This window comes from Blautia ammoniilytica, from assembly GCF_025566965.1.
In the GTDB taxonomy this organism is placed as follows: domain Bacteria; phylum Bacillota; class Clostridia; order Lachnospirales; family Lachnospiraceae; genus Blautia_A; species Blautia_A ammoniilytica.
Map to the genome: position 1 here is coordinate 38,852 of NZ_JAOQJL010000002.1, position 20,564 is coordinate 59,415.

General features: G+C 44.0%; 19 protein-coding genes. 12 read left to right on the forward strand and 7 right to left on the reverse strand.

All coding sequences use genetic code 11. From position 1 onward, the window contains the following. Position 1 precedes the first annotated feature (1 nt). The gene (locus tag OCV61_RS01230) at positions 2-877 is read right to left on the reverse strand and encodes a homocysteine S-methyltransferase family protein (protein ID WP_158420257.1); all 876 of its coding nucleotides are present in this window, start codon (positions 875-877) and stop codon (positions 2-4) included. Between the two features lie 384 nt (positions 878-1,261). Between OCV61_RS01230 and OCV61_RS01235 the strand changes: the two genes are divergently transcribed. Further along, complete coding sequence (locus OCV61_RS01235; protein ID WP_158420258.1) at positions 1,262-2,896, forward strand: LCP family protein; 1,635 nt, start codon at positions 1,262-1,264, stop codon at positions 2,894-2,896. Positions 2,897-3,001: 105 nt separating this feature from the next. Here OCV61_RS01235 and rfbD read toward each other — a convergent pair whose 3' ends face one another. The 4 genes from rfbD to OCV61_RS01255 form a co-directional block, all read right to left on the reverse strand. Further along, the gene (gene rfbD, locus OCV61_RS01240) at positions 3,002-3,943 is read right to left on the reverse strand and encodes a dTDP-4-dehydrorhamnose reductase (protein WP_158420259.1); all 942 of its coding nucleotides are present in this window, start codon (positions 3,941-3,943) and stop codon (positions 3,002-3,004) included. A 24-nt stretch (positions 3,944-3,967) separates the two neighbouring features. Beyond that, positions 3,968-4,987 carry a dTDP-glucose 4,6-dehydratase gene (rfbB, locus tag OCV61_RS01245; protein WP_158420260.1) on the reverse strand — a complete coding sequence of 340 codons (1,020 nt, stop codon included), beginning with the start codon at positions 4,985-4,987 and terminating at the stop codon, positions 3,968-3,970. A 16-nt stretch (positions 4,988-5,003) separates the two neighbouring features. Continuing rightward, a complete protein-coding gene (gene rfbA, locus OCV61_RS01250) occupies positions 5,004-5,900 on the reverse strand; it encodes a glucose-1-phosphate thymidylyltransferase RfbA (protein WP_158420261.1) in 897 nt (298 codons plus the stop codon). A gap of 91 nt (positions 5,901-5,991) precedes the next feature. After that, positions 5,992-7,194 carry a MerR family transcriptional regulator gene (locus tag OCV61_RS01255; protein ID WP_158420262.1) on the reverse strand — a complete coding sequence of 401 codons (1,203 nt, stop codon included), beginning with the start codon at positions 7,192-7,194 and terminating at the stop codon, positions 5,992-5,994. A 197-nt stretch (positions 7,195-7,391) separates the two neighbouring features. On the opposite strand from OCV61_RS01255, the gene OCV61_RS01260 reads away from it, so the two are divergent. After that, positions 7,392-8,108 carry a hypothetical protein gene (locus tag OCV61_RS01260; protein ID WP_158420263.1) on the forward strand — a complete coding sequence of 239 codons (717 nt, stop codon included), beginning with the start codon at positions 7,392-7,394 and terminating at the stop codon, positions 8,106-8,108. Between the two features lie 21 nt (positions 8,109-8,129). Here the strand turns inward: OCV61_RS01260 and OCV61_RS01265 are convergent, their stop codons facing one another. Both OCV61_RS01265 and OCV61_RS01270 read right to left on the reverse strand, forming a co-directional pair. Next, positions 8,130-8,924, reverse strand: a complete 795-nt coding sequence (locus OCV61_RS01265) for an ABC transporter permease (protein WP_158420264.1) — start codon at positions 8,922-8,924, stop codon at positions 8,130-8,132. After that, complete coding sequence (locus tag OCV61_RS01270) at positions 8,917-9,684, reverse strand: ABC transporter ATP-binding protein (RefSeq protein ID WP_158420265.1); 768 nt, start codon at positions 9,682-9,684, stop codon at positions 8,917-8,919. The genes OCV61_RS01265 and OCV61_RS01270 overlap by 8 nt, the downstream gene beginning before the upstream one ends. 98 nt (positions 9,685-9,782) lie before the next feature. Here OCV61_RS01270 and OCV61_RS01275 point away from each other — a divergent pair, with 98 nt between their 5' ends. From OCV61_RS01275 to OCV61_RS01320, 10 genes are all read left to right on the forward strand, one after another. Then, positions 9,783-10,832, forward strand: coding sequence for a lysylphosphatidylglycerol synthase transmembrane domain-containing protein (locus OCV61_RS01275; protein WP_158420266.1), 1,050 nt, complete (start codon positions 9,783-9,785; stop codon positions 10,830-10,832). Beyond that, complete coding sequence (locus OCV61_RS01280; protein WP_158420267.1) at positions 10,826-11,443, forward strand: CDP-alcohol phosphatidyltransferase family protein; 618 nt, start codon at positions 10,826-10,828, stop codon at positions 11,441-11,443. The genes OCV61_RS01275 and OCV61_RS01280 overlap by 7 nt, the downstream gene beginning before the upstream one ends. 104 nt (positions 11,444-11,547) lie before the next feature. Next, complete coding sequence (locus OCV61_RS01285; protein WP_158420268.1) at positions 11,548-12,441, forward strand: phosphatidylserine decarboxylase; 894 nt, start codon at positions 11,548-11,550, stop codon at positions 12,439-12,441. Continuing rightward, on the forward strand, positions 12,398-13,042 hold the full coding sequence (locus OCV61_RS01290; RefSeq protein WP_158420269.1) for an epoxyqueuosine reductase QueH: 645 nt from the start codon (positions 12,398-12,400) through the stop codon (positions 13,040-13,042). The genes OCV61_RS01285 and OCV61_RS01290 overlap by 44 nt, the downstream gene beginning before the upstream one ends. A gap of 93 nt (positions 13,043-13,135) precedes the next feature. Further along, entirely contained in the window at positions 13,136-14,515 is a 1,380-nt protein-coding gene (argH, locus tag OCV61_RS01295; RefSeq protein ID WP_158420270.1) for an argininosuccinate lyase, read from the forward strand. 136 nt (positions 14,516-14,651) lie between these two features. Further along, complete coding sequence (asd, locus tag OCV61_RS01300; protein WP_158420271.1) at positions 14,652-15,737, forward strand: aspartate-semialdehyde dehydrogenase; 1,086 nt, start codon at positions 14,652-14,654, stop codon at positions 15,735-15,737. 15 nt (positions 15,738-15,752) lie between these two features. Then, entirely contained in the window at positions 15,753-16,799 is a 1,047-nt protein-coding gene (selD, locus tag OCV61_RS01305) for a selenide, water dikinase SelD (RefSeq protein ID WP_158420272.1), read from the forward strand. A 174-nt stretch (positions 16,800-16,973) separates the two neighbouring features. Further along, positions 16,974-17,729: a formate/nitrite transporter family protein gene (locus tag OCV61_RS01310; RefSeq protein WP_158420273.1), complete on the forward strand. Its 756-nt coding sequence runs from the start codon at positions 16,974-16,976 to the stop codon at positions 17,727-17,729. Next, positions 17,729-19,810 (forward strand): DNA topoisomerase, encoded by a 2,082-nt coding sequence (locus OCV61_RS01315; RefSeq protein WP_158420274.1) that lies wholly within the window; start codon positions 17,729-17,731, stop codon positions 19,808-19,810. Before OCV61_RS01310 ends, OCV61_RS01315 begins: the two co-directional genes overlap by 1 nt. Continuing rightward, the gene (locus OCV61_RS01320) at positions 19,807-20,478 is read left to right on the forward strand and encodes an acyltransferase (protein WP_158420275.1); all 672 of its coding nucleotides are present in this window, start codon (positions 19,807-19,809) and stop codon (positions 20,476-20,478) included. Before OCV61_RS01315 ends, OCV61_RS01320 begins: the two co-directional genes overlap by 4 nt. Positions 20,479-20,564 lie beyond the last annotated feature (86 nt).

The window sequence follows — 20,564 nt, forward strand, 5'->3', positions numbered from 1 at the left end:
ATCAAAGGCTGCGGATCAGTTGTGCGGTCTGACGGATAAATTCCGGTGTGGTGCCGCAGCAGCCTCCTATCACAGAGGCACCATTTTCTATCAGTACTTTCATATGTCTGGCAAAATCTTCTGCGGTCATATTGTATACAGCATGTCCCTGGTCATCAATGGAAGGCATACCTGCATTGGGCTTGGCAACTACAGGTATGGATACGTTTTCGTGTATATTCCGTATCACAGATACCAGCTGATCTGGTCCCACAGAGCAGTTCACTCCTACAGCTGATGCACCGGCTGCCTCCAGGGCAAGTGCTGCTTCAACTGCATTGCCGCCGCTGAAAATACTGCCATCTGCTTCTACAGTCATGGTGCAAAGGATAGGAAGATCGCATATACTGGAGACAGCATCTACAGCTGCCAGTGTTTCTTCGATATTGATCATGGTTTCTGCTGCAAAAAGATCCACACCGGCATCTACCAGGTATCCAGCCTGTTCTTTGTACATTTCATAGGCGTTTTCATACGTCATTTCGCCTGCCGGAACCATCATCTTGCCGGAGGTGGTAATATCACCGGCTACATAAGCCCTGCCCTTGGCAATCTCTTTCGAATAGCTGACCAGTGTATGATTGATCTGGCTGGCTTGATCCTGAAGATTGTGCAGGCTAAGACTGCACCGATTGCCGCCAAAGGTAGGAGCGTAGATGATCTGGCTTCCTGCTTCGATATATTCTTTCTGCAGTTTCTGAATCACATCTTTGTGGCTGAGCACCCATTCTTCGGTGCATACGCCTCTTGGCATTCCTGCTGCCATCAGATTGGAGCCTGTGGCGCCATCAAGGAGCAGGATTTGGTCTGCAAGCTGTAAAAAAGTATCTTTGGTCATGTATAATGCCTCCTATAATGTGAGATTTTCCGCAATTTGGTTAGAATTATAGCATACACGTTGAAAAATATCCATTTTAATCCCATAATTTATAAAAAGAATCTTAAATTTAAGCTGCATAAGGATTCTCCTCTTGATTTTCATGTATCCAGCGTATAAAATATGGGGTGATTTTGAATATCAGCTGGGAGATGACTCCCACCTCTATAGGTGGTGAGAAACAAGCTGGTATCAGTGGTGGGAGTCAATCCCCCAGCTGATATAGCCTCCGGCAGGATTGCAGAGGTGCGCAGGAGAAGTATGTCATGCAATTGCATGACGCGCACCTCGCAGCAAGAATGCCGAGGCATTCTTGAAATATGTGATGAAAAGGAGAATGCAAGGATGAATTGGAAGAAAAAGTTTGACAGGGTGCCAGGTCTGGTGATCACTGTGCTTTTACTGGTGGTTTCCGTGATCTTTATGGTTATGCTTGCCAGAACAAAGATGATTCCAGATACCTACATGATTGTTGCCGGTGTGATCCTGCTTTTGTTTGTGGTCCTCACTGCAGCCCTTGTATGGCGAATGAGCAATAAGATCCGGTTTACTGTCGGGGCTTTGCTTGGGTTTGTATTTATTGCAATTCTTGCCATTGGCGGTGCTTACGTGAATCAGACAAGGACAGCCATCACCAGGATTTCCGGAGAAAAGACTGAGATCACCAAGATATCTGTTTATGTAAAGGCTGAGGATACAGCAGATTCTGTGGACGCCACCAAGGGGGACACTTATGGTATCCTTCAGGCTCTTGACCGTACCAACACAGACGGAGCTGTTGCCCATCTGAAAAGCCAGTTTGATACAGATGTGAATACAGTAGAGTTCCCAGGGCTTACAGAACTGGCAGATGGTCTTCTGAACGGTCAGGTACAGGCACTGATCCTTAACCAGGCTTATGTGGAAGTCTTGTCCGAGATGGAAGGATATACAGACATCCAGTCAAAGATCAAAGAAGTTGGTACAGTAGATGTGGAGAATGTGATCGCCGAGAAGGATGAAGAGCCGGTGAAGCCGGTAGAGACTGCTGGCGGCGGCAAGATCTATACCATTTATATTAGCGGTATTGATACAAGAGGCGAGATGACTGCGTCCAGCCGAAGTGATGTGAATATCGTGGCCACCATCAATACAGAGACAAAGCAGATCCTGCTTGTGTCCACACCACGAGATTATTTTGTTCCTCTTTCTATTTCCAATGGAGCAAAGGATAAGCTGACCCATGCCGGTATCTATGGTATTGATGTATGTATGGATACATTGGGTATGCTTTACGATGAAGATATTCATTATTATTTCCGCGTGAACTTTGGAGGATTTACAAAGATCATTGATGCACTTGGCGGCATTGATGTGGATTCTGATTATGAATTTGATTCCAGAAACATTCTGGGATGGCATTACAACAAAGGCGTCAATCATCTGGATGGAGAGTCTGCTCTTGTATTTGCAAGAGAGAGATATGCATTTTCTGAAGGTGACAGACAGAGGGGCAAGAACCAGATGGCTGTGATCAAAGCAGTGATCGCAAAGGCAATGTCTCCGGACATCCTGAAGAATTATTCCAGTGTGATCGAAGGCCTGGATGGCTGTTTTGGCACGAATATTACTTATGAGGAGATTGCTGAGATCCTCCAGGATCAGCTGAAGAATGGGGGTACCTGGAATGTGGTTACTTACAGCGTGAATGGTACTGGTGCAAAGGAAAAGCCATACTCCTTAAGTCAGCCTGCTTACGTTATGATCCCGGATGAGACTACAGTAGATAAGGCCAAAGAGCTGATGGCAAAGGTACGTGACGGACAGACCATCACTCAGGATGAGGCTGCTTCTGATACATCTACCCAGGATATGGGAATCCCGGAGGACGGTCCTATCACTCCATCCCCTGTTCCGGGGCAGGAGGGCAGTTCAGATGCACAGGAAGGTACAGCTGCAGATACTGCAGCAGACACTACAACAGCAGATAGTGCTGCATAAATTTGGGTAAAACGAATATGTTAAAAAAGACCTGCAAAAGTATTTTTCGTACTTTGCAGGTCTTTTGCTGTCAGGGATAAACCAACCTGAAATTGTTTTTAATTATCAGAAATCCAGTTCTTTTAAGTATCTAGCAAGTGCATCCTGCCAGGTGGGAAGAGGAGTAAATCCGCATTTGGCCAACTTGCTTTTATCCAGACGGCTGTTAAATGGTCTTGCTGCTTTTGAAGCACCATATTCAGCAGTAGTCACCGGATATACGTGGCAGTGATCAGGAGCATATTCTGGATGTCCAAGGGCTTCCGCCTGACGGAAGATCTCCTTTGTGAAGTCATACCAGCTGATGTAGCCCCCCTCATTGGTAGCATGATAATATCCGTATTTGTCGGTCAAAATCATATCTACCATCAGACGGGCCAGGTCAAAGGTGTAGGTAGGGGTGCCAATCTGGTCATTTACCACACGAAGGGTATCGTGTGTTTTACCAAGACTTAGCATGGTTTTGATAAAATTCTTTCCGTTTTTTCCAAACACCCAGGCAATACGGATAATGAAGAATTTGGAAACAAGACCGGAAACAGCAAGTTCACCGTCCAGTTTGGTCTGTCCGTAAACATTTAATGGCTTGTAATCCTTGCAGTCCGGATCCCAAGGCGACTCTCCTTGTCCGTCAAATACATAGTCGGTAGAAAGGTACATCATTTTAATGTCCAGCTTCTGGCATACCTTTGCAATATTTTCTGTGCCTGTTACGTTTACCAGGCGAACCTTTTCCTGTTTATCCTCATCTTCGGCAGCATCAACAGCTGTCCATGCAGCACAATGGATCACAGCATCCGGTTTGATCTGTGTCAGGATATTTTCTACGGCCCTGGCATCTGTAATGTCCATGGAAACATAAGGCATTTCAGTAACCGGGGAATGATCCTGTATACCGCTGTAGACCGGTGCAATATCAGACCCAACGCCTTTAAAGCCCCGCTTGTGCAGCTCATTCATCACATCATGGCCAAGCTGTCCTGCCACACCTGTTACAAAAAACTTCATAGCGTCCTCCTTACGATCCTTATATCAGCGATTGCCGTACATTTTTTCGTAGTAATTCTGATACTCACCGGAAATAATGGTTTCCCACCATTCCTTATTGTCAAGATACCAGCGGATGGTTTTTTTGATTCCGTCTGCGAATTTTGTTTCCGGAAGCCAGCCAAGCTCATTATGGATCTTGGTAGGATCGATGGCATAACGCATGTCATGCCCCTTACGGTCTGCTACATAAGTAATAAGGCTTTCCGGTTTGCCTAGTTCTTTACAGATGATTTTTACAATATCGATGTTCTTCATCTCGTTATGTCCGCCGATGTTGTAAACTTCGCCTACGCGGCCTTTATGAATGATCAGGTCGATTGCCTTGCAGTGATCTTCTACATACAACCAGTCACGTACATTTTCGCCCTTTCCATAAACCGGAAGAGGCTTGTCATTCAGCGCATTTGCGATCATAAGAGGAATCAGCTTCTCAGGGAAGTGGTATGGACCGTAATTGTTGGAGCAACGGCTGATGGTTACAGGCAGGCCGTAAGTTCTGTGGTAAGCAAGTACCAGAAGGTCAGCGCCTGCTTTGGAAGAACTGTAAGGGCTGCTTGTATGGATGGGAGTTTCCTCAGTAAAGAACAGGTCCGGGCGGTCCAGAGGCAGATCTCCATAAACTTCGTCAGTGGAAACCTGATGGTAACGCTGGATTCCGTATTTGCGGCATGCATCCATCAGAACAGCAGTGCCGATAATATTGGTGTTCAGGAAAACCTCAGGGTTTTCGATAGAACGGTCTACATGGCTTTCTGCTGCAAAGTTTACAACCATATCCGGATGCTCTTCTTCAAAAAGTTTGTATACAGCTTCTCTATCTGTAATGCTTTCTTTTACAAAACGGAAATTTGGATTGTCCATTACAGGTGCAAGAGTGGAAAGATTACCTGCGTAGGTCAGGCAGTCCAGGCAGATGATCCGGTAATCCGGATATTTTTTTAACATGTGAAAAATAAAGTTGCTTCCGATAAATCCGGCACCGCCGGTAACAATGATCTTCATTTTATAAATTCTCCTTTCAGTGCAGAACATCCAGATATTTACCATCCAGAACGTCTTTTAAATACTGTCCATACTGATTCTTTTTCAGAACTTCGTATACCTTTAAAACGTCTTCCTTTGTGATCCAGCCATTTAAGTAGGCAATTTCCTCCAGGCAGGCAATCTTTCTGTGCTGATGGCTTTCCATAGTTTTTACAAAGTTGGTTGCCTCCACCAGACTCTCATGTGTGCCGGTATCCAGCCAGGTAAAGCCCTGTCCCAGAAGCTCTACATTTAAGGTGTTATTCTCAAGATAGATACGGTTCAGATCTGTGATCTCCAGCTCTCCTCTGGCACTTGGCTTCAGGTTCTTTGCATATTCAACCACCCGGTTGTCATAGAAATAAAGGCCTGTTACGCAGTAGTTGCTCTTTGGATTTTCCGGCTTTTCCTCGATGGAAACTGCTTTTCCGTCTTTGTCGAACTCTACGATACCGAAACGCTCCGGATCATCTACATAGTAACCGAAAACAGTGGCTCCTTTGCCGGATTCTGCATTTTCAACAGCTGCTTTTAATCTTTTTTTCAGGCCATGTCCAGCGAAAATATTATCGCCAAGAACCATTGCAACGGTGTCATTGCCGATAAAATCGGCACCAATGATAAAGGCCTGTGCAAGTCCGTCCGGGCTTGGCTGTACAGCATAGGTAAGATGTACACCGAACTGATGTCCATCCCCCAGAAGCTCATGGAATCTTGGGGTATCCTGAGGTGTGGAAATGATCAGGATATCACGGATCCCTGCGTTCATCAATACGGACATGGGATAGTAGATCATAGGTTTGTCATAAATCGGTAACAGCTGTTTGGATGTTACCATGGTAAGCGGATAAAGACGGGTACCGGAGCCTCCGGCAAGAATAATTCCCTTCATAGTAATATCTTCTCCTTTGTTTTGTAAATGGTGCGTTATTTATGATAGTTTCAGTATAAAAGATAACGTAAGGTCACTTTCAAGGACTTTTTTACAATTTTTTTAAATTTGTTACTTTTTCACAAAGAAAAAGTCCTGCATCTTTAGTAATGTGAAACCCATGCTCTGTTTTTTTCTCCACAAAGGAGCGGAATTCCTTGTAATGATCCAGAATATATTGATTCTGATTGCCGTGGCAGGAAAGGATATAGGAGATCAGAGGCTGGGCATCAGGAACCACAAGGTGATCAGGATAGGATTCCCAGGTTACTGAGGAAAAATACCTGGACAGAATCCCGGCTCCGTTTTCTCTGCCAAATTTCTCATAAAGCTTTTCTGCGGAAAGAACGATCCGGTCATCAAAATCCTGAACAAGCTGACTTACCTCTCGCATATGGCTGCTGCTGTATGTGGAACACAGGAACAAACCGCCAGGCTTTAATACACGGCTTACTTCCTGGCATACATCCCCGATTCTGTCACAGTAAAAAAGTACGTGGCCTGCGATCACCAGGTCAAAGATTTCATCTGGGAAAGGTATCTGATGGCAGTCAAAGGCAGTATAGGAAAAACGGGGATCCACTCCTCCTATGGCTCTTCGGGCATCACGGAGAATACCGCTTGAAGTGTCGGAAAGGGTTACGGAAATATTCCTGGGAAGGCAGGAAAGATTCTCTGTCCATAAAGTACCGTCGCCACATCCAATCTCAAGCACTTTCATACCATCTGTCAGATGACAATGCTGGTAAAACCAGGGGAACCATCCCTGGTGGTTCACAGAATAAAGACTGTGCAGATTGATTCTGGCAGAAATATTGGAGGCATCCTGGTACTGGTTCTTCAGGCTGTTTTCCATGCCTGTAAGATGAATCAGGTTCAGCATCTGGCTCCAGTTTACTGTGTGCTCCTTTCGGATCATGTCTGCAGTATCCAGTATAGCCTGTTCTACCATTTCCATTTGTTCAATCCGGTCCCGTACAAGCTTTAGCTGCACATCCAGGGAATTAAGCATGAAGTGATAATCTGAATCATCAATGGTCATTTTACGGATATCGTCCAGAGAAAAACCTAAGTATTTTAAAAGAAGGATCTGCTGCAGACGGGCAAAATCCTCATCTGTATAAAAACGTGCTCCTGCAGGGGATACATATGAGGGCTTCAGGATGTCCTGTTTATCGTAATAACGGATGGTGCGAAGGGTAACGTGGGCCATCCTTGCAAATTCACCGGAAGAATAGTAGCCGTTTTTTTTCATGGGAAAAGTGCCTCCTTATATTCAGGGCGTGTCTTAAGGCATTCCCCCACATATGGCTGGCACAGATGGGCTCAGACCTTTTGACGCTGTAATCATATTATAAATGGAATTCTGTGACAGAACAAGAATATGTATGTTTATTTCTGAGAAAGTATGGTATCATATATAAACATTATGAAATGAAAACGAGGGATTTTATGAGAATTGAACTGGAAGATGAAAATAAAAAAAAACAGCAGGAGGAACATACCTGTCAGCAGCTGAGTCAGAAACATGAATCAGATCTTACTAAAAAAGAAAAAAGACTTCTGGAAAAAGAAAAATTAAAAGCAATGGACTGGAAAGGAAAGCTGCAGTATATCTGGATGTATTATAAAGTATGGATTTTTGTGGCAATAGGGGTGGTGTTCCTGGCTTTTGGCATACGAAGCTGGATAGAAAATGCCAGGATCAAAACAGTTTTATCCATTGCTGTGACAGATTCAGCAGGTTCTGAATCTGAAATTGTGGAAGAAAACCTGAAAGAATTATTGGGGATTGACCAGGATCCATACCAGAAGGTTGATATTACAGAAACATTTGTGACAAATGAAGATGGTACCCAGCTGGATACATACAGCCAGGTGGCTTTTGTGACAAAGGTACAGGCACAGGCCTTCGATGTGGCACTAATGCCGGAAGCACTTTGCAGTTCCTTTGAAAAGGAAGGCTATTTTATGGATCTTGATCAGCTGTTGGATCAGGATATCCTTCAGGCTGCAGGGCAAAAGATACAGGGAAATCACATTCTGGTTTCAGATCAAAGTCTGAAAGAACAGTTTGGGGTTGAATATGAGCCGGTATGTGTGGCTGTGCTTGTAAATGCCCAGAATACGGAAACGGCTTCAAAGTGGCTGAAGCAGCTGCTTATGTAGGCCGGAGAAAGACTCCGGCAATTAGTGCTTTCTCACTTTTCTTTCAATAAGATTCAGGATTCCATATAAAAGCATGGCAATGATCATCAGGATCACAATGGACATCAGTACCCAGGTAAGCTTAAAAGTCTGGCTTCCATAGATGATCAGGTATCCCAGTCCCTGTCTGGCACCGATGAACTCCCCGATGATCACTCCAACCAGGCAAAGACCTATGTTTACCTTCATGTTGCTTAGTATGGTAGGTACAGAAGAGGGAAGGACGATCTTAAATAATTCATCTATCCTGCCACCCCCAAGGGTTCGTATCAGTTTCAGCTTTTCCTGGCTGATTTCGGTAAAGCCTGTATACAGGTTGAGAATACAGCCGAAGATGGCGACGGATATGCCGGATACAATAATAGTTTTCTCGCTGGCACCCAGCCAGACAATAAGAAGTGGAGCAAGTGCGGATTTTGGCAGGCTGTTCAGAACCACCAGGTAGGGCTCCAGGATTCTGGAGATTTTTGGGAAAAGCCATAGGATCACTGCACTTAAGATACCAAGACTCATTACAAGAAAAAAGCTGATCAGGGTTTCTGACAGTGTGATGCGGATATGCAAGGTAAGAGATTGTTCTTTCAGCATTTTTACAAAGGTTTCCAGGACCAGGGAAGGACTGGAAAAAATAAAGGAATCGATCCATTGTTTCCTGGAAGCGGTTTCCCAGAAAAACAGGAAAAAAGCTAGAAGCAGGAGCCTGAATGCATGGATCAGGATTCTGTCTCTTTTTAACCTGAAAAGATATTGCTGTTGTCTGAAAGAGTGATTATTCATTCTGATTTAGCTCCTTCCATATTAGATTAAAATAATATTTAAAAAGCGAGGCATTTCTGGAGGACATAGGTGTTCTGTCTTTTAGGCCAAGCTCAATGGGGACGATCTTTTTCACAACAGCAGGACGTTTTGACAGGATCACTACACGGTCAGCCATACTAATGGCTTCTCCGATATCATGAGTCACCAGAATTGCAGGTTTATTTTCTTTCTTCAGGATTTTTCCAATATCATCGTTTACATTCAGACGTGTCTGATAATCAAGGGCAGAAAAGGGCTCATCAAGGAGTAGAAGCTCCGGCTTCAGCAGCAGGGTACGGATTAGGGCAGCACGCTGCCGCATGCCTCCAGACAACTGGGACGGTCTGGCATTTCTGAATTTATCCAGACCATAAGTGGCCAGCATCTGATCTGCCAGCTCTTTTTTGGCGGGAGTAAGCTGATGACGGATCTCCAGCCCCAGGATAATATTTCTGTATATGGATCTCCATTCCAGCAGATGGTCTTTCTGCAGCATATATCCTATACGTGTGTTTGGGGTTCCTACAGGCTGATCTCCCATATAGATGGAGCCTTTTTCAGGAGTTAAAAGTCCGCTGATCAGGTTCAGGAGCGTAGACTTCCCACATCCGGATGGACCGGCAATGGCAAGAAACTCGCCAGGCATCAGGTCAAAGGATATATTAGAAAGGGCTGGTGTTTCCCCGGAAAGGCTGTGGTAGGAGAGGCTTACATCTCTGACTTCCAGTAGTGGCTTCATATATTTTGCCTCCAATTTAATATATTTTATCATATGCTTTTGTAAGAAATTATGATATAATGCTGAGAAAAGGAATTTTAAATGAAAGAGATAATCCAATGTCAAGCAAAAGAAAAACGATTTTTAATCTGGTATTTCTGGTTGTTGTTTTTGTACTGACCATCCATTTTGTATTTCGAGGAGAGGATATCGGTGATATTCTTCAGGCAGTGAGGGATGCTGACTGGCGGTATCTGCTGCTGGGATTGGTCTGTGTGATACTTTTTATTTTGGGAGAATCAACGATCATTTTCTATATGATGCGTACTTTGGGAGCAAAGGTAAAGATGGGACACTGCGCCCTGTATTCCTTTGTAGGCTTTTTTTTCAGCTGCATTACTCCATCTGCGTCCGGAGGACAGCCAATGCAGATCTATTTCATGAAAAAGGACAAGATGCCTGTCCCTGTGACCACGCTGGTATTGATGATCGTTACCATTACATATAAGGCTGTGCTTGTACTGATCGGTGTGGTAGCAGCTATATTTGGCAGTGGTTTTCTCAGAGGATATCTTGGAGATTACATGTGGGTCTTTTATCTGGGATTGGGACTTAATATTTTTTGCGTTACCCTGATGCTGACTCTGGTATTTGCTCCTGGTCTTGCAAAATGGCTGATGGTAAAGGGACTGAAGCTTCTGGAGCATGTAAAGTTCCTGAAGAAAAAGGAAAGCCGTTTGAAAAAGCTGGAAGAGTCTATGGATCAGTACCATGCCACTGCAGCTTTTTGGGCAGGCCATAAAAGGATCATCCTGAATGTATTTCTTATTACTCTGGTTCAACGATGTATTTTGTTCACCATCACCTATTGGGTGTACCGTTCGCTGGGACTTCATTCAGTGGGCTTTTTTGCCATTACACTGCTGCAGTCCATGATTTCCGTATCAGTGGATATGCTTCCGCTGCCTGGCGGTATGGGTATCAGTGAGACTCTTTACATCCGCATGTTTGAGCCGGTGTTTGGCGATCTGCTTCTGCCGTCCATGCTTCTTAGCAGAGGATTGTCTTATTATGGACAGATGCTGATCAGTGCCATAATGACCTGTGTTGCATATTTTGTGATACGGGATGATACACAAACAGAAAAAAAGGAGAAAAGCGTATGTTAGGTTTTTATGATTATACAGTTGTTTTGACTTATATAAGTCTGGGGTTTTCCATTGTGGGTATGACACGGGCATTGGAAGGGGATTTTCGGGTAGCTATTCTGTGTCTTGCCCTGTCCGGGCTTTGCGATATGTTTGACGGGAAGATCGCCCGTACCAAGAAGAATCGTACAGAAGATGAGAAGAGATTCGGCATTCAGATCGATTCCTTGTGTGATGTGGTCTGTTTTGGAGTTTTTCCCATTATGATCTGCTATTGCCTGGGGATGCGGGGAGCATTCAGTGTGTTCATCCTTGCTCTTTACGGAATGGCCTCTGTGATCCGTCTTGCTTTTTTTAATGTAATGGAAGAAAAGCGTCAGAATGAAACTGCAGAAACCAGGAAATATTATCAGGGGCTGCCCATCACATCCATGGCGATCATTTTACCTTTCCTGTATCTGTTAAGAAAATATTGTGGCAGGTACTTCCTTTTTGTGATCAATGTGGCAGTGGTGGTTGTAGGAGTACTGTTTATCAGCGACATTAAAGTAAAGAAGCCACAGAATCCAATGATCATTCTGCTGGTTGCACTGGTAGGCATTGCACTTGCATTTATGTTCCATTTGTTATAAAGATGAAATCCGCAGGTATCACAGCCCAAACCTTTTGATCCTGGTATCATTATTTTTATTTTGGCTCTGGTACCATCATTTTATTATAAAGGTGTTGAATACAAATGAACTATATAGACAGAAAAGGAAATATCACAATTGAAGAAAACGGACAGGACAAGCTTCTCCACTTTCTGTACAATGACCGGGGAGGAAGACTTTGCCTGAAACTGCTGGTACGTCCATTTGTCTCAAAGGCAGCCGGTGTTTTCCTGAATAGTCCGCTATCAGCAGGGATGGTTCCTGGTTTTGTGAAAAAAAATCAGATTGATCTGTCTGTGTATACAAAGCAGAGATTTCGCTCTTACAATGATTTTTTTACCAGAAGGATCAGACCCGGGGAACGTATGATTGCCCAGGGAGAGAATCTGCTGATCAGTCCCTGTGACGGGAAGGTTACTGTATGCAGGATCGGGGCAGATACCAGGTTCTATATAAAGGACACTTTGTATACTGCTGCACAGCTCCTTAGAAACGAAAGACTGGCAGACCATTATAAGGGTGGATATGCTGTGATCCTTCGCCTGACGGTGGATGATTACCATCATTACTGTTATGTGGCAGACGGACAGAAATCAAAAAATGTTACGCTGCCCGGGATCTATCATACTGTTAATCCGGCAGCTAATGATGCGTTTCCTATTTACCGTGAGAATGCAAGAGAATATACTTTGATCCGTACAGAGAAGTTTGGCACCATAATGATGATGGAAGTAGGTGCCATGATGGTTGGAAAGATCACAAACCTGGAAAAGGATTCCTGCCAGGTGAAAAAGGGAGCAGAAAAAGGCTATTTTGAATTTGGAGGCTCCACGATTATTCTGTTTTTACAGCATGGAAAGGTGCGGCTGGACAGTGACCTGCTGGAGAATACAGAAGCTGGATATGAGACGATTGTAAGGATGGGCGAGAGAATTGGCGAATGTAAATTATCAAAAAGAACTGGAAAATCTGATTAAAAAAGAACAGGAGCAGGGGCATGTACCAAGGCTTTTTTTACATGCCTGCTGTGCTCCATGCAGCAGTTATGTGCTGGAATACCTTTCACAGTATTTCAGGATCACAGTTTTTTTCTATAATCCTAATATAGCACCTGCAGAAGAGTATGCCAAACGTGTGGCAGAGATTCGCAGGTTGATACAAGAGATGAAATTTGAACATCCTGTGGATCTTCTCGAAGGAGAATATTGTCCGCAGGATTTTTATGATATGGCGAAAGGACTTGAGAATGTTCCTGAAGGAGGAGAACGGTGTTTTGGCTGCTATCGGCTTCGGATGGAGCAGGCAGCCCGCCTGGCCAAAGAAGGCGGGTATGATTACTTTACAACTACGTTGTCGATCAGTCCACTGAAAAATGCGGTAAAGATCAATGAGATCGGAGAAGAACTAGGAGAGATTTATCAGGTATCTCATCTGCCGTCAGACTTTAAGAAAAAGGATGGATATAAGCGGTCTATCCAGCTTTCCAGGGAATATGGACTGTACAGGCAGAATTACTGCGGATGTGTGTTTTCCAGGAGAGACAGGAAGGAAGAACTTTCCAAACTGGATAATCTGTGATAAACTGTCATAGAAAAATGTAATGGTGCAGCAGACTTTAAGGATATGGCTGCTGAACTGTTTGCAAAAAAATAAAAGAAATGAGGAAGAAACATGGCACAGCTTTGGGGCGGACGTTTCACAAAAGAAACAGATAAACTTGTATACAATTTTAATGCATCGATTTCTTTTGACCAGAAGTTTTACGAGCAGGACATCAGAGGCAGTATGGCCCATGTGGAGATGCTGGCAAAGCAGGGGATTCTTACAGCGGAAGAAAAGGACAAGATCATGGAAGGGCTTGGCAGCATTATGGAGGATGTAAAGGAAGGAAGACTTGCCATAACTTCCGAGTATGAAGACATCCACAGCTTTGTGGAGGCCAACCTGATCCAACGTGTAGGCGATGCAGGTAAGAAGCTGCATACCGGCAGGAGCCGTAATGACCAGGTAGCCCTGGATATGAAGCTTTATGTGCGTGATGAGATTGATGCGATTGACGGTGAGGTAAAGGATCTTCTGAAGGCTCTTCTTAAGATCATGGAAGGCAATGTACAGACCTGGATGCCTGGTTTTACCCATCTTCAGAAAGCACAGCCGGTTACACTTGCCCATCATATTGGTGCATATTTTGAGATGTTCCGAAGAGACAGAGGGCGTCTTATGGATATCCGCAAAAGGATGAATACTTGTCCTTTGGGAGCCGGTGCACTTGCAGGTACTACATATCCGCTGGACAGGGCGTATACAGCACAGCTTCTGGGATTTGATGAGCCCACCAGGAACAGTATGGATTCTGTTTCTGACAGAGATTATGTGATCGAACTTTTATCAGCCCTTTCTATGATCATGATGCATCTCAGCCGTTTTTCTGAGGAGATCATTATGTGGAATTCCAATGAATACCAGTTTGTGGAGATTGATGATGCCTACAGTACAGGCAGCAGTATTATGCCGCAGAAGAAGAATCCGGATATTGCAGAGCTGGTACGTGGCAAGACTGGTCGTGTATATGGTGCTCTTATGTCTATTCTTACAACTATGAAGGGGATTCCACTGGCATATAATAAAGACATGCAGGAAGATAAGGAACTAACCTTTGATGCCATTGATACAGTTAAAGGCTGCTTGGCATTATTTACAGGTATGGTATCTACCATGGAGTTTAAGAAGGACAATATGGAAGCCAGTGCAAAGAATGGCTTTACCAATGCTACAGATGCGGCAGATTATCTGGTGAACCATGGTGTGCCTTTCAGGGATGCCCACGGGATCGTAGGCCAGCTTGTATTGAAGTGTATTGAACTTGGTACTTCCCTGGATCATCTTCCTCTTGCCGAATATCAGGCGATCAGCCCTGTTTTCCAGGAAGATATTTACCAGGCTGTAAGTATGAAGACCTGTGTGGAAAAGCGTACTACTTACGGAGCTCCGGGACCGGAGGTTATGCGTCAGGTGATCCAGGAAAACAAAAAATATCTGGAAGAGAATTAATAACAGCATAAATAACAAAAAAAGGCTTGCTTTTTTGGTAAGATTGTTATAGTATTTGATGAAAAGACAAATGTACGTGGAATAAAGACATGCCAATAGGATGTATGCGTGCAAAAAACACTGAGGAGATCATATTATGAGTGAAAAATTAAAAGTTGGTATTTTAGGAGCAACCGGCATGGTAGGTCAGAGATTTATTTCTCTGCTTGAGAATCATCCATGGTTTCAGGTAGTAACAGTAGCTGCAAGCCCAAGAAGCGCAGGAAAGACATACCAGGAGGCCGTTGGCGGCCGTTGGAAAATGGATACTCCTATGCCGGAGGCTGTAAAGGACCTGATCGTTATGAATGTTAATGAGGTTGAAAAGGTTGCTTCTACTGTAGACTTTGTATTTTCTGCTGTTGATATGACAAAAGAAGAGATCAAGGCAATCGAAGAAGAATATGCGAAGACAGAGACACCAGTTGTTTCCAATAACAGTGCACACAGATGGACACCGGATGTTCCCATGGTTATTCCGGAGATCAATCCTGAGCATTTTGAAGTGATCAAACACCAGAAAGAACGTCTTGGCACAAAGAGAGGATTTATTGCAGTTAAACCGAACTGTTCTATTCAGAGCTATGCACCTGTTCTCACTGCATGGAAGGAATTTGAGCCATATGAAGTAGTTGCTACTACTTATCAGGCTATTTCCGGTGCAGGCAAGACCTTCAAAGACTGGCCGGAGATGGAACACAATATTATTCCGTATATCGGCGGTGAGGAGGAGAAGAGTGAGAAAGAGCCTCTTCGTATCTGGGGCACGATCCAGAATGGTGAGATCGTACCTGCAAAAGAGCCGGTTATTACCTGTCAGTGTGTACGTGTGCCGATCCTGAATGGACATACAGCAGCTGTTTTTGTAAAATTCAGAAAGAAACCAACCAAAGAGCAGCTGGTTAATGCATTAAGAGAGTTTAAAGGCATTCCCCAGGAGCTTCAGCTTCCAAGTGCGCCGAAGCAGTTTATCCAGTATCTGGAAGAGGACAATCGTCCACAGGTTACAGCAGATGTTGATTTTGAACATGGTATGGGCGTTTCTGTAGGACGTCTTCGTGAGGATACGGTATATGACTGGAAGTTTATCGGACTGTCCCATAATACAGTAAGAGGTGCAGCTGGCGGTGCTGTTCTTTGTGCTGAGACTTTGAAAGCAAAGGGTTATATCCAGGCGAAATAAAAAGGAGGTGGCGATTTGGACCAGAGAGAGAAGATCCGGCTGACCACTCTTTCCCATACATCTGGGTGAGCGGCCAAATTAGGTCCGGGGACCCTTGCTCAGGTTCTGAGCAAGCTGCCAAAATTTTACGATTCAAATCTTCTGGTAGGCACAGAAACATCAGATGATGCTGCTGTCTACCAGATCAACCAGGATCTGGCCATGATACAGACTGTAGATTTTTTTACACCTGTCGTGGACGATCCTTATACCTTTGGACAGATCGCTGCAGCCAATGCATTAAGCGATGTGTATGCCATGGGTGGAGAGCCGAAGCTGGTTTTGAATATTGCTGCTTTTCCAAACTGCCTTTCTCCGGATATCCTTGGGGATATTATGAGGGGAGGAGCAGACAAGGTAAAAGAAGCAGGCGCCGTTCTTGCAGGCGGACATACGATCCAGGATGATGAGCCTAAGTACGGATTATGTGTTACCGGTTTTGTACATCCGGATCATCTATGGAAAAATATAGGGGCTTTGCCAGGGGATCGTCTGATCCTTACGAAACCTGTTGGTACAGGGATTTTGACTACCGCCCTGAAGGCTGATTTCTTAAGCAGGGATGCGGGGCAGGAAGTGATCCGGGTAATGAGCTGGCTGAACAAATATGCCAGGGATGCGGTGGCAGATCTGGAGATCCATGCATGTACGGATATTACCGGATTTGGTCTTGCAGGTCATTGTCTTGAAATGGCCCAGGGCAGTGGTGTGAGTCTGTGCATCGATCCGCTTTCAGTGCCTATACAGAAAGGAGCCCTGGAATATGCTTCCATGGGAATGGTACCAGCCGGTGCTTACCGGAATAAAGAGTTTGTAAAAGACAAATGCAGCTGGGGAGATACTGCTCCTGAGCTTATAGATGTGCTTTGCGATCCCCAAACATCCGGTGGACTTCTTCTTGCAGTATCTGAGAAGGATTCTTTGGAAGCTGTGAAAAGATTATCAAGTCTTCAATTCCCAGGCGCAATAATTGGCAAGGCAATTCCCAGGAAAGATGCTGATTTGCTGTTTATGAGAGAATAATAACAGGTATTATTATAAACTATAAAAGCCCTGAATAGGTTATTGGTAATTATTTCTCAAAGTCTATTGTGAAAAAAACATCAAAGTGTTATAATATACCGGTAGTAAAAATTAGCGACTGTAAAAATACTGTTGCAGTTGCACAAATTTCATAAACCAGCGGAGGTGTTTTTTATGAACTACGAGGATGTACAGAAACTTGCTAACGCCGCAAAAGCCAAGATCGGTCTTTTAAACGGCAATTTCCTGAAATACTTTCTTCGGGCTGTCATGGCAGGATTTTTTATTGACATGGCCATGATCTACAGTAATGTGGTGGGAAATGTATTTTCAGCGAATGCACCTGAATGGGGAAAATTTCTGGGGGCTTTGGTTTTCTCTATTGCAGTGCTTCTGATCTGCCTGGTAGGTGGAGAGTTATTTACCGGCAATAATATGGTCATGGCATTTGGCGCTTATGATAAGAGTGTGTCATGGAAGGATGCCGGAAAGGTATGGCTGGTAAGCTATATCGGTAATTTTGTAGGATGTCTGATCCTGGCTTTGATCTTTGTATGGGCAGGGGCATCCGGTACAGCAGATTATTTCGGAGGATTTATCAACAACAAGCTGACAATGCCTGCAGGCCAGATGTTCTTCAGGGCAGTGCTTTGTAACTTCTTTGTATGCCTTGGCGTGCTTTGCGGAATTAAGTTAAAAAGCGAAACAGGAAAATTCCTGATGATCGTTATGTGTATTTCAGGATTTGTTGTAAGCGGATTTGAGCATAGCATTGCCAATATGGGAATTTTTGTTACTTCCTATTGTCTGGTAGATGGGCTTTCCATCGGACTGATGCTGAAGAATCTTCTGATCGTAACACTTGGAAATATGGTAGGCGGTGCTCTGCTGCTTGCATGGCCGCTGAGAAAGATGAGTGCAGATAAATAATGTCAAAAGCTTTATACATAGCCGAGAAGCCCAGTGTGGCTCAGGAATTTGCAAAAGCTTTAAAGATCAACGGACAAAGAAGGGATGGTTATCTGGAGTCTGATACTTCTGTAGTGACCTGGTGTGTAGGGCACCTGGTCACTATGAGCTATCCTGAAAAATATGATATGAAATACAAAAGGTGGAGTTTTGATACCCTGCCTTTTTTGCCCCGTGACTTTAAATACGAAGTGATTCCAGGCGTTCAGAAACAGTTTCAGATTGTAAAGGGCCTTTTAAACAGGCCGGATATAGAGACCATCTATGTGTGTACGGACTCTGGACGGGAGGGAGAGTATATCTACCGGCTGGTGGCACAGATGGCTGGTGTAAAAGGAAAAAAAGAAAAAAGAGTTTGGATTGATTCTCAGACAGAAGAAGAAATTATGCGAGGGATCCGTGAAGCAAAGGATATTTCAGAATATGACAATCTTGCAGCTTCTGCTTACCTTCGTGCAAAAGAAGATTATCTGATGGGGATCAATTTTTCGCGTGTACTGACTTTGCGTTATGGGAACAGTGTATCTAATTATCTAAGTTCCAAATATCAGGCTATTTCTGTAGGAAGAGTAATGACCTGTGTGCTTGGGATGGTAGTACGCAGGGAACGGGAGATCCGTTCTTTTGTGAAAACACCATTTTACCGTGTGGTCAGTAGTATTGTACTTGAAGGAGAAAAATTCGAGGGTGAATGGAGGGCAGTAGAAGGCAGCTCTTATTTCCAGTCCCCTGTATTATATAAAGAAAACGGTTTTAAGAAAAAAGAAGATGCCAGAGGGCTGATCCAAAGCCTGTCATCTGTGCAGCCTTTGTCCTGTACAGTAGAGAAGGTGGAGCGGAAAAAGGAAAATAAGAATCCACCGCTTTTGTTTAACCTGGCAGAGCTGCAGAATGTGTGCTCCAAGCTATTTAAGATTAGCCCGGATGAAACGTTGGCAGTAGTGCAGGAATTATATGAGAAAAAGTTGGTAACCTACCCCAGGACAGATGCAAGGGTACTGTCAACAGCAGTGGCAAAGGTAATCTCTAAGAATATATCCGGGCTGCAGAATTACGGGCCTGCTGCAGATGCTGCAAAAGAAGCTCTTTCTATGGGAACCTGGCAAACCATAGCCAAGACACGATATGTAAATGACAAGCAGATCACAGACCATTATGCCATTATACCTACAGGACAGGGACTTGGCAACTTAAAAGGCCTGTCCCTTACTTCTCAGCGGGTTTATGAGACTATCGTGAGACGTTTTCTGTGTATTTTTTATCCTCCTGCAGTGTATCAGAAGGTTTCCATTGTAACCAGGATGGGGAATGAATCCTTTTTCTCTTCTTTTAAAGTGTTGGTAAGTGAAGGATACCTGAAGATTGCAGCCAATTCATTTGCAAGAAAGAAGGCTTCTGATACAGAAGGGAGAGCTGCAGAAGGAAAGTCCGAAGAAGACAGTGAAGATGTGGCCTGTGATGCAGCGCTTCTTGGTGCATTGCAGAAACTGAAGAAAAATGATATACTTTCCGTGGACAGTTTGAATATTAAAGAAGGGGAAACATCCCCTCCTAAAAGATACAATTCAGGCTCCATGATCCTTGCCATGGAAAATGCAGGACAGCTTATTGAAGACGAGGAGCTGCGTGCACAGATCAAAGGCAGCGGAATCGGTACAAGTGCTACCAGGGCAGAGATCCTGAAAAAGCTGTTTAATATTAAGTATCTGTCCTTGAACAAGAAAACACAGATGATCACTCCCACACTTTTAGGCGAGATGATTTATGACGTAGTGAATTGCTCCATCCGTCAGCTTCTGAATCCGGAGCTTACAGCAAGCTGGGAAAAGGGACTGACTTATGTGGCGGAGGGATCCATTACAGAGCAGGAATATATGGATAAGCTGGAACATTTTGTACGCATCCGTACCAATCAGGTGGAGGCCAGCAATTATCAGTATGCTTTGCGGCAATTCTTTGATGCATCGGCACAGTATTATAAAAAACCGGAGAGAAGTACCAGAAGTGCTTCTTCCGGGAAACAAGGAGGAAAATCATCATGATGAAGGATTTTACTATTTCTAATCTTCTGGATCTGAATGAAACGATTGCAGGGGAATTATTTGAAGGAAAGACCTATCCCTGGGAAGTGCTTCCGGAGATAGGAGATTTTATCATAAAGCTGGGAAATACATTAGATCCGGCAGAGTATGAGCATCTGGAGGGAGATATCTGGATCGCCAGATCAGCCCAGGTAGCACCTACTGCCAGCATCCATGGACCGGCTATCATTGGTAAGAATGCAGAAGTACGCCACTGCGCATTTATCAGAGGCAATGCGATCGTAGGAGAGGGCTGTGTAGTAGGCAATTCTACAGAGCTTAAGAATGTAGTACTTTTTAATTGTGTGCAGGTACCTCATTACAATTATGTGGGAGATTCTGTGCTTGGGTATAAGTCTCATATGGGAGCTGGTTCTATCTGTTCCAATGTGAAATCCGACAAAAAGCTGGTGATTGTTAAAGATGGGCAGGAGCAGGTAGAGACCGGATTTAAGAAGTTTGGCGCAATGCTGGGAGATCATGTGGAAGTAGGCTGTGGTTCTGTGCTGAATCCTGGCTCCGTGATCGGCAAAAATACCAATATTTATCCTCTTTCCTCTGTACGTGGCTGCGTTCCGTGTGACAGCATCTTCAAAAACGGGGAACCGGTTCCCAAAAGGGAAATGTAAAGGATATATAAGTGTAGAACATACAATATAGAACATACAATATAGAACATAAAAATATAACATAAAAATATAACATAAAAAAACAC